Source organism: Youngiibacter fragilis 232.1 (genome assembly GCF_000495435.3).
In the GTDB taxonomy this organism is placed as follows: Bacteria; Bacillota; Clostridia; order Clostridiales; family Clostridiaceae; genus Youngiibacter; species Youngiibacter fragilis.
On sequence record NZ_AXUN02000212.1, the window covers coordinates 1 to 13,142 of the forward strand.

At 50.4% G+C, this 13,142-nt stretch carries 9 protein-coding genes; 1 reads left to right on the forward strand and 8 read right to left on the reverse strand.

What is annotated here, in order from left to right:
• Positions 1-61 precede the first annotated feature (61 nt).
• From purD to T472_RS16235, 8 genes are read right to left on the reverse strand one after another with little or no spacing between them, the layout of a single operon-like run.
• Positions 62-1,306, reverse strand: a complete 1,245-nt coding sequence (gene purD / locus T472_RS16200; protein WP_040907978.1) for a phosphoribosylamine--glycine ligase — start codon at positions 1,304-1,306, stop codon at positions 62-64.
• 11 nt (positions 1,307-1,317) lie between these two features.
• Complete coding sequence (gene purH, locus T472_RS16205) at positions 1,318-2,826, reverse strand: bifunctional phosphoribosylaminoimidazolecarboxamide formyltransferase/IMP cyclohydrolase (protein ID WP_023388725.1); 1,509 nt, start codon at positions 2,824-2,826, stop codon at positions 1,318-1,320.
• Positions 2,827-2,836: 10 nt separating this feature from the next.
• Complete coding sequence (purN, locus tag T472_RS16210; RefSeq protein ID WP_023388726.1) at positions 2,837-3,415, reverse strand: phosphoribosylglycinamide formyltransferase; 579 nt, start codon at positions 3,413-3,415, stop codon at positions 2,837-2,839.
• Complete coding sequence (gene purM / locus T472_RS16215; protein WP_023388727.1) at positions 3,403-4,404, reverse strand: phosphoribosylformylglycinamidine cyclo-ligase; 1,002 nt, start codon at positions 4,402-4,404, stop codon at positions 3,403-3,405. Before purM ends, purN begins: the two co-directional genes overlap by 13 nt.
• Entirely contained in the window at positions 4,397-5,794 is a 1,398-nt protein-coding gene (gene purF, locus T472_RS16220; RefSeq protein ID WP_052011842.1) for an amidophosphoribosyltransferase, read from the reverse strand. The genes purM and purF overlap by 8 nt, the downstream gene beginning before the upstream one ends.
• 2 nt (positions 5,795-5,796) lie before the next feature.
• Complete coding sequence (gene purC, locus T472_RS16225; RefSeq protein ID WP_023388729.1) at positions 5,797-6,501, reverse strand: phosphoribosylaminoimidazolesuccinocarboxamide synthase; 705 nt, start codon at positions 6,499-6,501, stop codon at positions 5,797-5,799.
• Positions 6,501-6,980: a 5-(carboxyamino)imidazole ribonucleotide mutase gene (purE, locus tag T472_RS16230; RefSeq protein WP_023388730.1), complete on the reverse strand. Its 480-nt coding sequence runs from the start codon at positions 6,978-6,980 to the stop codon at positions 6,501-6,503. The genes purC and purE overlap by 1 nt, the downstream gene beginning before the upstream one ends.
• 23 nt (positions 6,981-7,003) lie before the next feature.
• Entirely contained in the window at positions 7,004-10,684 is a 3,681-nt protein-coding gene (locus tag T472_RS16235; protein ID WP_040907979.1) for a phosphoribosylformylglycinamidine synthase, read from the reverse strand.
• 478 nt (positions 10,685-11,162) lie between these two features.
• Between T472_RS16235 and T472_RS16240 the strand changes: the two genes are divergently transcribed.
• Positions 11,163-13,082, forward strand: a complete 1,920-nt coding sequence (locus T472_RS16240) for an NAD(+) synthase (protein WP_023388731.1) — start codon at positions 11,163-11,165, stop codon at positions 13,080-13,082.
• Positions 13,083-13,142 lie beyond the last annotated feature (60 nt).

Genomic DNA, 13,142 nt, shown 5'->3' on the forward strand with positions numbered 1-13,142 from the left:
TACTTTATCAATTAACCAAAATATATTATTATCTATCGAATCGGGAATTGACGGATATTGGTCAGACTCTGCCGATATCCCTTCGGTAGCAGACCTTTTCATTCTCTATCTTCCGTATGTTCCCGTAGACCCTCTCAAATACCTCGTCACCTTTTCCGTGTGAAACCACAGAAAGGAATCTGCCGCCCTTTGATATGAACCTGCCGCCATTGTATTCCGATGAATAGAGGTAGAAGGACACGCCTTCATCCTCGAGGTCCGGAACCTCGACATTCTTTTCGTATACCTCCGGGTAACCCTTGGCTGCAAGGACAACGCAAAGGGTCTTGCCAGATTTGAAGCTTATGTCACCTTTTGAGAGAGTTCCATCCAGAGCCTTCTCGAATATGGTCAGGAGGTCGCTGTCCAGGTGCTCCATGAGGCTCTGGGTCTCCGGGTCTCCGAACCTCAGGTTGTATTCAAGGAGGTATGCCCCCTTTTCATTCATTATGACTCCGAAGAAGATGACTCCTGTGAAGATGAGGTTCTCTGCGATGAGCCCACGGAGGGTCTTCTCGAGTATGTTCTCATTGAAGTCCTTATCGACGGTTTCAGTGTAGTAAGGATTAGGGCAAAGCGAACCCATGCCGCCGGTGTTCAGCCCGGTCTCCCCTTCACCTATCTTCTTGTGGTCCATTGCCGATATGAACGGGTGAATGGATTTGCCGTCGAAGATGGAGATTATGGAGGCTTCCTTACCTGTTATGAATTCCTCGATGACTACAGTCTTGCCTGCATCCTTGAACTTGCCCTCCAGCATGAAGCTTTCAAGTATCCTTTTGGCATCCTCATAGGTGAATGGAATTTCCACACCCTTGCCCTGAGCAAGGCCGTCAGCTTTTATGACAAGCGGATACTCATGGTTTCTGACATACTCAAGCGCTTTGCCAAAGTCAGTGAAGGTCTCATATGCAGCTGTCTTTATGCCGTACTTCTTCATGAACTCCTTGGAGAATGCCTTGGAGCCCTCAAGTAGGCTGGACTTCCTGTCAGGACCTATTATCCTTAGCCCCTTTTCATGGAATATGTCCACTATGCCTTCCATGAGCGGAACCTCAGGTCCTACTACAGTTATGGCGATTCCTTCCTTTTCCGCGAAATCCCTGAGCTCATGGAAATCAGTTACAGGCAGGTTCACGCATTTCTCTTCCCTTGAGGTGCCGCCGTTTCCCGGGGCAATGAATATCCTGCCCACCCTGTCCGACTGGGCAAGCTTCTTGGCTATTGCGTGCTCTCTGGCACCTTCCCCTATTATGAGTATCTTCATATGCTCCTCCATCAGTGCTTGAAATGGCGCATGGATGTGAACACCATGGAGATTCCAAGCTCGTTGCATTTGTCTATCGATTCCTGGTCCTTTAGCGACCCTCCTGGCTGGATGATGGCCTTTATGCCATGCTTTCCGGCTTCCTCAACAACATCCCCGAACGGGAAGAATGCATCGGATGCCATTACAGTGGCTCCTTCGCCTCTCGAGAGCGCGAACTTTGCCGCATCTATCCTGTTGACCTGGCCGCCGCCTATACCTACTGCCATCTTGTCCCTTGAAACGACAATTGCATTGGATTTCACATATTTTACGACTCTCATCGCAAAGACAAGCTCATCCATCTCTTCCTTCGTCGGAGCCTTCTCCGTGACCACCTTCATTTCCCTGACAAAGTCCAGGTCCTCATCCTGCGCAAGGATAAGACCATCGAGGGTAACGGCAGATGTCTTCTGGGATGGCTTTGCCTCAAGCCTCACGATCCTCAGGTTCTTCTTCTTCTTCAGTATCTCGAGGGCTTCATCTGTGAAGGACGGAGCCATGACGACCTCGAGGAATATGCTGTTCATCAACCCGGCCGCCTCTGAAGTAACTTCGCAGTTCAGCGCAACGATTCCTCCGAAAATGGATACCTTGTCGCACTCATATGCCTTCCTGTAGGCGTCGAAGCTGCCGTTTCCAAGGGCGAAGCCGCACGGCGTATTGTGCTTCACTGCGCAGCATGCGTCCTCATCGAACTCGCATACTGACTTCCAGGCTATGTCCATGTCCTTGAGGTTGTTGTAGGACAGTTCCTTGCCCCAGAGGATCTCCATGTCCTTAAGGGCGCCGGGGCCGGTGAGGGACTCATAATAAGAGGCCTTCTGGTGTGGGTTCTCCCCGTATCTCAAGTCACTTACCTTCCTGTACGACAGGTTCAGGTAGTCGTTGAACGAACCGCCAAGGATATAGGTGGCAACGGCGCTGTCATAAGCACCCATGAGGCTGAATACCTTTCCTGCAAGATTCTTCTTGAAGGATACCGCAGCTTCTCCGTACCTGTCAGCTTCCATGGCGCCGAAGCCTGCGATGAAAGCCTCATAGTCACCCGGGTCGCTTAGGACATACACGTCCCTGAAATTCTTGGCGGCGGCCCTAAGCATTGTCGGTCCGCCGATATCGATGAACTCTATCTGCTCTTCCTCAGGCAGGTTCTCCTTAAGCTTGTCGAAGAAGGGATAGAGATTGACGCATACTATGTCTATGCCCTCTATTCCGAGCTCCCTGACCTGATCTGCATGGCTCTCGTTCTCCCTGATATACAGTATGCCGGAGTGGATGGCCGGATGAAGTGTCTTCACCCTTCCATCAAGTATTTCAGGAAAGCCTGTGACAGACTCTACCGTGCTGACCTTTATACCTTCAGCCTGGAGGTACTTGTAAGTGCCTCCGGATGAGATTATCTCCACATTGTTCTTCTCAAGGAAAAGCGCAAGCTCCCTCAGACCTGTCTTGTCAAATACGCTTATAAGTGCTCTCATCAAATCCTCCTTATCTCATGCCCCTGGCTGAACCTTCCATGGCAAGCATCCTGACTGCCGTAGTCAGGGTCTCATGCTCTTTTCCCAGAACCCTTGCCTGCAGCTCCTCGGGTGTAGTTGCCCCTTCAGTTGATACGATGCTCTGGAGTATCAGCCTTCCTGCATCGACATCCTCGTTCACATAGTGAACTGTGCAGCCGGAAATCAGCTTTCCACTTTTCAGTACCGCCTCATGGACCTTCAGTCCGTACATACCTTCTCCTCCGAACTGGGGGAGAAGTGAAGGGTGTATGTTGATTATCCTGTCCTTGTATTCCTTCAGTATCTGTCCTTTAAGGATCGACAGGAATCCGGCAAGTACCACAAGGTCCGTCCCCTTTACCGCATCAAGGACCTTGTCTGAAAGAAGCGGGTCTTTCCTGTCAAGGACGAGGAATGGTATCGAGTTTTCCGAAGCGTGGTTTATACCTTTTGCATTCCTGTCCGCAATGACTATGGCAATCTCGTAAAGTCCTGCAGCCTTCGAGTCCTCGATGAGTGACTTGAGGTTACTTCCTGTTCCCGAGATAAGCACTGCTATTCTATACATAGGGCCCCCTCGCCTTTCCTTACATAGCCGAGCTCCACCGGGTCTTCGCCCTCGGACCTCAGCATCTCAAGGAAAGCAGCCTTGTCATCCTCTGCAACGCAGAATACATAGCCGATGCCCATGTTGAACGTATTGTACAGGGTGTCAGGCTCATAGCCCTTTGACTTCAGGAGCGAATATGCTGCCGGCAGCTCGTAGCTGTCCTTCAGGAATACGGCATCCAAAGTCTTTCCGCTGAATATCCTGGGTATGTTCTCGATGGGGCCTCCTCCTGTGATATGTGCCATTCCCTTGATATCGAATCTCTCCATGGACTTCATGACGATGTCCTTGTAGATCCTCGTCGGTGTAAGCAGATATTCTCCGATGGTTCCGCCTGCGAAGGGTTCAGAAAGGTCAGTGAAGATCTTCCGAAGAAGCGAGAAGCCGTTTGAATGGAAGCCTGATGACCTGAGTCCTATCAGCACATCACCCTCGATGATCTTTGACCCGTCGATTATTTTCGATTTCTCCTGCACTCCTACTGCAAATCCGGCGATATCGTATTCGCCTTCCTCATAGAATCCTGGCATCTCGGCGGTTTCTCCTCCGATGAGCGCCAGACCGCCTTGGAGGCAGCCTTCTGATACACCGAAGACGATGTCGCTGGCGACTTTTGCATCAAGCTTGCCGCATGCTATGTAGTCAAGGAAAAACAGGGGAAATGCGCCATGGCATAGGATGTCGTTTACGCACATGGCGACTGCATCTATTCCAAAGGTGTCGTAGCGGCCCAGGGCGAACGCAATCTTCAGCTTCGTTCCCACACCGTCAGTTCCTGTGATAAGCACAGGGTTCTCATATCCCTTTGGGATTTCCATCATCCCGGCAAATGAACCTATGCTGTTCAGCACCAGGCTGTTCAGTGTCCTTGCCGCATGGGCCTTTATCTTCTCCACAGACCGGTAGCCTTCTTCGATGTCGACTCCGGACTCCTTGTAATCAAGCATTGTTGAACACCTCCATGAATTCGCTGGGAGCTCCCAGCGGATATACACCAGTAAAGCAGCCTGCGCAGAAGCTGTCCCTTCCGAGCGACCTGATGAGCCCTGACTTTGAAATGTACTCAAGGCTTGTGCAGCCTATGTGGTCCCTGATCTCGTCCTTTGTCATGACAGCCGCGATGAGATGCTTCCTGTAAGGCGTGTCTATGCCGAAATAGCACGGATACTTTACCATCGGAGAGCTTACCCTGAAGTGGACTTCAGTGGCGCCAGCCCTGTAAAGCAGGTCGACCAGGTACCTTGAGGTGGTTCCCCTCACTATCGAATCATCGATAAGGACCACGCGCTTTCCCTTTACGACTTCCTTCTGGGCATTGAGCTTGAGTGAAACAACCCTTTCCCTCTCTTCTTGGGACGGGGCGATGAAGCTTCTGCCTATGTACTTGTTCTTTGAGAACCCGATGTCGAAGGGTATACCCGAAGCCCTTGAATAACCTATTGCAGCAGCAAGTCCGGAGTCCGGGACTCCGATGACCACATCAGCCTCAATGGGATGTTCCTTGAAAAGCTCCTCGCCGGTCCTTACCCTCAGTGAGTGAACGCTGATTCCATCTATGACGCTGTCAGGCCTTGCGAAGTATATGTACTCGAAAGAGCAGGTCTGCCCCTTGGTCTTCTCGGAATACACATAGGAGGTAAGCACACCATCTTCGATGACTACCATCTCACCTGGCTCAACATCCCTGAGGAGCGTTCCGCCTACTGTATCGATGGCGCAGCTTTCAGACGCCAGGATATAGTCGCCGTTCTTAGTTCCTATGCAGAGAGGCCTGATACCGTGCGGGTCCCTGATGCCTATGAGCTTGTTCCTGTATGCTATGACGAGGGCAAAGCTTCCCTTCACTGTCTTGACGGTATCCATTATGGCCTTTTCAGGACCCTTTGGCAGTGCCCTTGTGATCAGGTTCAAAATGACTTCGGAATCAGTTTCGGTTGTAAACACGGAACCGCCATCCTCGAGAAGGCTCCTGATGACATCAGCGTTGACAAGGGTTCCGTTGTGGGCAACTGCCATGGAGCCGTGCTTGGACTTTGAAGTGAGCGGCTGGGCATTGATGACATTGGAATCTCCCTGTGTCGAATACCTTACATGTCCTATGGCTATATCGCCCTTAAGGTCCTCAAGGTCGCACTTGTCAATGGCTTCTGCAACAAGTCCCATCTTCTTCCTGACGATTATCTCGCTGTTGAATACCGAGGCTATGCCAGCGCTCTCCTGGCCCCTGTGCTGCAGCGCATACAGGCCGTCAAATACTGCGTATGCGGCATTCTTTCCCTTGGAGCTGATGCCGAAGACACCGCATTCTTCCTTGAACTTGTCATCGTTAATGAACATCATTATATCTTTTTCATCCTTCCCATGATCTCTTCGTAGGCACCCTTTACGTTGCCGAGATCGCGCCTGAACCTGTCCTTGTCAAGCTTCTCAAGAGTCACCTTGTCCCAGAATCTGCAGGTATCCGGGCTTATCTCATCAGCAAGAAGTATGTTGCCATCCTTGTCCTTGCCGAACTCAAGCTTGAAGTCCACAAGTATGATGCCGATTTTGTCAAAATAAGCCTTGAGAAGATCATTTATCTTGTCAGTCATGGCATAGATCTCCCTGAGCTCCTCGAATGTGGCAGCACCGATTCCGACCGCATGGGTGTCGTTTATCATGGGGTCCCCAAGCGAATCGTCCTTCAGGCATATCTCGAAGATTGTAGTCTTAAGTGGAGTGCCTTCCTTTATTCCAAGCCTTTTTGCCATTGAGCCTGCTGCCAGGTTCCTGACTATGACTTCAAGCGGAATGATCGAAACCTTCTTCACAAGCTGCTCCCTGTCTGATAGGGTCTTGATATAGTGGGTCTTTATGCCGTTTTCAGAGAGATATGTGAAAAGGGCCTCTGTGATGCGGTTGTTGAGGACGCCCTTGTCCTCGATGGTACCCTTCTTCCCGCCGTTGAATGCAGTAGCATCGTCCTTGTAGTATACTATGACCTCGTCATCCTTCTCTGTCTCAAAGATCTGCTTAGCCTTTCCTTCGTATAGCATCTTTCCCATTAATATATTACCTCCACTGAATTTTCTTCCAAAAACTTCTCTTTCATGTCCTTCCTGAAAGCGATGAGCCTGTTCCTTATCTCGGGGTACTTGATAGCAAGCATTTCAGCCGCAAGTATGCCGGCGTTGTATGCGTTTCCGATCCCGACTGTGGCAACCGGTATTGGCTTAGGCATCTGCACTATGGAATAGAGTGCGTCAAGCCCCTCCAGCGCGCCCTTCAGTGGAACTCCTATTACCGGCAGTATGGTCTTTGATGCTATGACTCCAGGCAGGTGGGCTGCAAGCCCTGCTCCCGCTATGACGACCTCAAAGCCTTCATTTTCCTTCTCCTCAAGGATCGCCTCAAGTCTTTCAGGAACCCTGTGGGCAGAGAGTACATAGGATTCGCTGGCAATGCCGAATTCATCAAGTGCCAGCTTGGCGTTCTTCATTGTGTCCTTGTCCGACTGGCTTCCGAATATGATCAGAACCTTCATTCGTTTCACTCCTTATATCTATGTTATTTGAAATAGTCCACTCCTGATTTGAACATGTTTTCGAGGTATGTTCCCTTGTAGTTCTTGTAAAGTCCAGGCCTGTACCTCTCGGTGTGTCCCATCTTACCGAAGACCCTTCCGTCAGGTGAGGTTATACCCTCGACTGCCATCATGGATCCGTTGGGATTGTATGGAGCCTCCATGGTCGGCATTCCATCAGGACCCACATACCGGGTGGCAATCTGTCCGTTCTTCATGAGTTCCGAAAGGATCTTCTCATCCGCAACGAACCTGCCTTCGCCATGGGATATGGGCACGTCATATACCTGACCGAGAACTGCTCCTGAAAGCCATGGGGTGTTCCTGGAAACGACCATTGTCCTCGACATAAGGCTCATGTGCTTTCCTGTGGTGTTGTAAGTAAGGTTAGGCATGTCATCCTTCGGTTCGATTATCTCACCATAAGGAAGCAGCCCTGACTTGACGAGACCCTGGAATCCGTTGCATATGCCTAGTATGAGGCCGTCCCTCTTCCTGATGAGGTTCATGACCTCGTCTTTGACCTCCGGATTCCTGAGGATGTTCGCAATATATTTTCCTGAACCTTCAGGCTCATCGCCTGCAGAGAATCCACCTGGAATCATCAGTATGTTGGTCTCCCTGACAGCCTTCGCAAGGTTCCTTATGGATTCCATCAGGTCCTTCTCGCTGTTCCTGAAGACGAATATCGATACTTTTCCACCGGCTTCGGTGAAAGACTGCTCCAGGTCGTATTCGCAGTTTGAGCCCGGGAATACAGGTATGAGGACCCTTGGCTGAGGAACCTTCAGTGCTAAAGCAGGAGCCGTCTTCTCTGACAGCATCCTTGAGAGCTTGTCTCCGCTCCTCTCGCCCAGGCTGAATACCTTCCTGAGAGGTTCGTCGACGGCTGCCTTGATATCATCAAATGTGAATGATTCTTCTCCGAATACCGCTTCATTTCCATTGGCGGCAGTTCCTATGATGACAGCCCCGCTTCCGGCAAGGAGTGTCTGAGCTTCCTTTTTGACCTGTATCACGAAACTTCCGGGATCCTTCAGGAAAAGGTCCCTGCTGTCTGTGACCTTGAATCCTGTCCTGTTCCCGAGCGCCATGTTGGTAAGGGTCCTGAAGAGACCTCTCTTTAGGGTGTCCGCCGAAAGCAGCAGGTTCTTGTCCCTGAGGTCGAAAATGAGCTCAGCGTTCAGGTTGAATGACTCGCTTGAATACAGGCCGTCCTTCTCAGCTGTCCTCAGGACCGCCAGGATGCTGTCTTCAGCCTTCAGGTCGTTGGTTATGACCTTGTGTACATTCACTGTGTTGACTGCAAAGGATATGAGCGTAGGAGGTACGCTTATGTCGTTGAACGTACCTGACATGGAGTCCTTTCCGCCTATTGCCGGGACCTTGAAGTCAAGCTGCGCTGAAAGTGCCCCGAGCAGGCTTGAAAATGGCTTTCCCCATTTTTTGCTGTCTGTTCCGAGCCTTTCGAAGTACTCCTGGAACGAAAGCCTTGCATCCTTGTGTGAGGCACCTAGTGTCACCATCTTCGCCAATGATTCAACGACAGCCCTGTATGCTCCGGTGAAGGTATCCTCCGAGCTTTCATCAGGGTCGAAGCCGTAGGTCATGACAGTTGCCACATCAGTGACCATACCCTTGAGCGGTATCAGCGAAACCATTCCCTGGCTCTTGGTATCCTGATTGGTTCCGCCATAGGGAAGCACAACCTGGCTTCTGCCTATTGTCGTATCGAACATCTCAAGAAGGCCTTTCTGCGATGCTGACTTAAGGTCCTTGAGCGCAGCTTCCATTGAAGTCCTGCTTGATGGCTGCTTCCTCTTCTTCAAGGATGAGGGCTTGTCTACGGCAACCGATGTGTACGCGCTGGCACCATTGGTGTTCAGGAACCTCCTCCTGATGTCCACGACGATGTCTTTCCCATGGATCATCCTGAGCCTTCCGGAATCCGTTATTTCAGCCACTACGGTAGACTCCAGGTTCTCCTCTGATGCCAGTTCCATGAACCTTTGGGCATCGCCCTTCCTTGATACGACAGCCATTCTTTCCTGGGATTCGGATATGGCGATTTCAGTGGGGTCGAGTCCCTGGTACTTCTTGGGGACCCTGTCGAGGTAAATGTCAAGGGAGTCGGCAAGCTCTCCGATGGCGACGCTTACTCCTCCGGCGCCGAAATCATTGCACCTCACGATCAGCCCTGCAGCTTCCTCATTCCTGAAGAACCTCTGGATCTTCCTCTCCTCAACGGGATTACCCTTCTGGACCTCCGATCCGGATTCCTGCAGTGACGAGTCTGAGTGAATCTTCGATGAGCCGGTGGCTCCTCCGATTCCGTCTCTGCCAGTCCTGCCGCCGATGAGGATGACGACATCGCCAGGCATAGGAGTCTCACGGACCACGTTTTCCTTAAGTGCGCTGCCGATTACTGCACCGACTTCCATCCTCTTCGCGACATATCCGTCATGGTAAACTTCCTCAACGAAGCCGGTATTAAGTCCGATCTGGTTTCCATAGGAGCTGAAACCCCTTGCGGCACCCTTGGTTATTACCCTCTGCGGAAGCTTGCCGGGAAGAGTGTCCTTCAATGGCTTCCTCGGGTCTCCTGATCCTGTGATCCTCATTCCCTGGTATACGTAGCTTCTGCCGCTCAAGGGATCCCTTATGGCTCCTCCAAGGCATGTGGCAGCTCCTCCGAAGGGCTCTATTTCAGTCGGATGGTTGTGGGTCTCGTTCTTGAACATGATGAGCACGTTTTTTTTGCCTGAGCTTGTATCGATCTCGCGCTCTATGCTGCAGGCGTTGATCTCCTCAGAAACGTCAAGGTCCTTAACCAGCCCCCTTGCCTTTAGATACCTTGCGCCTATCGTCGCTATATCCATGAGTGTCACAGGCTTGTTTTCGCGCCTCAAGGACTTCCTCAGCTCCACATACCTCTCGTATGCAGCCTTCTCCATATCGGAATTTGAAAGGAATTCCACATCCCTTATTACGGTGTTGAATGTGGTGTGCCTGCAGTGATCCGACCAGTAGGTATCGAAAACCTTTATTTCAGTTATAGAGGGGTCTCTCTTCTCATCCATGAAGTAATCCTGTATAAGGTGCAGGTCGTCGTAGGTCATGGCAAGGGAGTACTTCTTGAGGAAATCCATGAGTTCCTTCTGGTTGAAGTATCTGAAGCCTTTAACCGTCTCGACCTGCCTCACTGGCGTTTCTCCATGTAAAGGCTCAACCCTTATGCTTCCTTCTCTCATTTCAACAGGATTTAGGACATAGTCCCTGACTTTCTTGATATCCCTGGCATTTATTCCGGTGAAGCCATAAAGTTTCTTGCAGCTTACCCTTGCCGTGAAATTTCCTAGAAGCAGCTGTATGCATTCCTCAGAAGCCTTAGCCCTTGCATCGAACTGCCCTGGCAGCGGCTCAAGCACAAAATGGTCCAGACCATAAATGAATGAGCTGTCTTCGTATACCGTATCAATGGATGGCTCGGAAAATATCTTGGCCTTGGCCTCAGCTATTTCCTTCTCATCAAGACCATATACCGTGTAGATATTGATTATCCTGACTGCTGTCTCAATGCCGAGCATCTCGCGGATCTCCCTCTTGAGTCCCTCAGCTTCGTTCCGGTAGCCTTCTTTCTTTTCAACATAAATATTTTGATCCATAAGAACCTCCAGCGAACATTCTTCTCTTAAATATTAACAAAACTATGAACAAAGTCAATGTTTAGTTGTGTTTTGCTATCTATCGTTCGTGTATAGACGAACGATAACCGGAAATTTGCAGCGAGTATCGGAAAAATGAAAAAATCTGCTGCATCATTTTAACAGTGCAGTCACTACACCTGAACATATCCCTGTAAGGTAACAGGCAGGGCATGAAGGAGAGCTATGCCACTGGTTCAGGCACCATATCCTTTGATTCCCTGACCGATGAAAGAAGTATCCGTATCCATGGTAATACTAAAAGGTGAAGATTTCGTTTTGCCGGTGTTAACAAAGTGAAACCTGGCTGGTCTGTTTTGGATCTGAGGCAGTATTTTGTGTGGCCAGGCAAAACCAATGTTTTTGGCTAGAATGGCGATAGTGATGATATAATGAAGGGGTAGTGTGAACTAATAGATTTTTATCGGGAGTTGAGCATATGGATTATTTGAAGGTGGCTGCTGCCAAGCCTTCGCTGAAGGTAGCTGATATCGACTATAACCTGAGGGAGATGCTGGATCTCATTCAGAGCATGGAGTCAGAAGGCGTCAGGCTTGCTGTGTTCCCAGAGCTGTGCATCACTGGATATACGTCTGCAGACCTGTTTCTTACAGGAGACCTGCTTCATAAGTCAATCACAGGGCTTGAGGTTCTGGCCTCTGAGCTTAGATTTAAGGAGATCGCGATAGCTGTGGGACTTCCTCTCAGCGTTCAAGGACGCCTTTTCAACTGCGCTGCAGTCCTGAAGGGAGGCAGGGTCCTTGGAATCGTACCTAAGAGGAGCATACCCAACTATTCGGAATTCTATGAGTCCAGATGGTTCGCCGGCGCAAGGGATTCAATGACAAGGCATATCGACCTGCCCTTCCAGAAGGGAATTCCATTTGGCAGCCTTGTCTTCGACAGCGGTGACTATACTTTCGGGGTTGAGGTCTGCGAGGACCTGTTTGCACCCATATCCCCTTCCTCATACCTGTCGCTTCAGGGAGCTGAGATAATGCTTAACCTGTCGGCATCCAATGAGCTTGTAGGAAAAAGCGCTTACAGGAAAGACCTTGTCAGGATGCAGGGGTCGAAGAACATAGGAGCGTATGTATACAGCTCCTGTGGTGTCGAGGAATCCACTACTGATGTGGTTTTCGGCGGACATCTGATTGTTTCTGAATACGGGACCATACTAGCTGAGAATGAAAGGTTCAATATCGGCTCGGAGACCATATCAGCCTATGTCGACCTTTCAAGGATCAGAGGTGAAAGGATCAAGAACTCAAGCTTCAGGGAGGCTGAGATCCCTGAAACCTTCATTGCCGAACGGGTTAAGTTCACCCAAATGACGTCCATCCCCGTTGGGTTTGACAGATTCATTGACCCCCATCCCTTCGTTCCAAGGAATGAAGAAGAAAAGAGGATAAGATGTGAGGAGATACTGGCCATCCAGAGCCACGGGCTCGTCAAGAGGCTTGTCCACACCGGTGCAAGGAAGGCTGTAGTTGGAATTTCAGGTGGATTGGATTCGACCCTTGCCCTGCTTGTCATGGTTAAGGCAATGAAGGTCATGGGGAAGCCGTTGTCTGACATCATTACGATAACCATGCCGGGCTTCGGTACCAGCGACAGGACTTATCAGAATGCGGTTGAGCTTTGCAGGGAGCTGGGCACTACCTTCAGGGAAATCGACATAAAGGAAGCCTGCCTCATGCATTTCAGGGATATCGGCCATGACCCGGCTGTCCATGATGTCACCTATGAGAACGTGCAGGCCAGGGAGAGGACGCAGATACTCATGGACATCTCCAACAAGGAGTACGGGATCCTCGTGGGGACAGGGGACCTGTCTGAGCTCGCCATGGGCTGGTGCACCTACAACGGTGACCAGATGTCCATGTATGGTGTAAATTCTTCAATTCCCAAGACCCTTGTGAGATACCTCGTAAGGTATGCGGCAGAATATGAATTCTCTGGAAGGATATCAGAAATACTACTCGATATACTTGATACTCCGGTCAGTCCCGAGCTGCTTCCAAAGAGCGAAAACGGCGAGATGTCTCAGAAGACCGAGGATATCATAGGACCCTACGAGCTCCATGATTTCTTCCTGTATCATCTCATGAGGTACGGAGCGACGGTCGACAAGATCCTGTTCATGGCTGAGCATGCCTTCAGCGGCACCTATGGAAGAGATGAGATAAGGAAATGGCTGAGATTCTTCCTGAGAAGGTTCTTCACCCAGCAGTTCAAGAGGTCAGCCATGCCTGACGGCCCGAAGGTTGGAACCATAGCGCTCTCTCCGAGAGGAGACCTCAGGATGCCATCTGATGCATCCTTTGAGACCTTCATCAGGGAACTTGATGAGGATTGACAGGCAGGTCGTCTGACGGTTTTTGTGGAATTAATCCCTTGGATTTGGTAAACTGATTTA

Excerpts from the sequence above, each read along its gene's own strand:
- purD (WP_040907978.1), bottom strand. The coding sequence starts at position 1,306 with ATGAAGATACTCATAATAGGGGAAGGTGCCAGAGAGCACGCAATAGCC.
- purH (WP_023388725.1), bottom strand. The coding sequence starts at position 2,826 with ATGAGAGCACTTATAAGCGTATTTGACAAGACAGGTCTGAGGGAGCTT.
- purN (WP_023388726.1), bottom strand. The coding sequence starts at position 3,415 with ATGTATAGAATAGCAGTGCTTATCTCGGGAACAGGAAGTAACCTCAAG.
- purM (WP_023388727.1), bottom strand. The coding sequence starts at position 4,404 with ATGCTTGATTACAAGGAGTCCGGAGTCGACATCGAAGAAGGCTACCGG.
- purF (WP_052011842.1), bottom strand. The coding sequence starts at position 5,794 with ATGTTCATTAACGATGACAAGTTCAAGGAAGAATGCGGTGTCTTCGGC.
- purC (WP_023388729.1), bottom strand. The coding sequence starts at position 6,501 with ATGGGAAAGATGCTATACGAAGGAAAGGCTAAGCAGATCTTTGAGACA.
- purE (WP_023388730.1), bottom strand. The coding sequence starts at position 6,980 with ATGAAGGTTCTGATCATATTCGGAAGCCAGTCGGACAAGGACACAATG.
- T472_RS16235 (WP_040907979.1), bottom strand. The coding sequence starts at position 10,684 with ATGGATCAAAATATTTATGTTGAAAAGAAAGAAGGCTACCGGAACGAA.
- T472_RS16240 (WP_023388731.1), top strand. The coding sequence starts at position 11,163 with ATGGATTATTTGAAGGTGGCTGCTGCCAAGCCTTCGCTGAAGGTAGCT.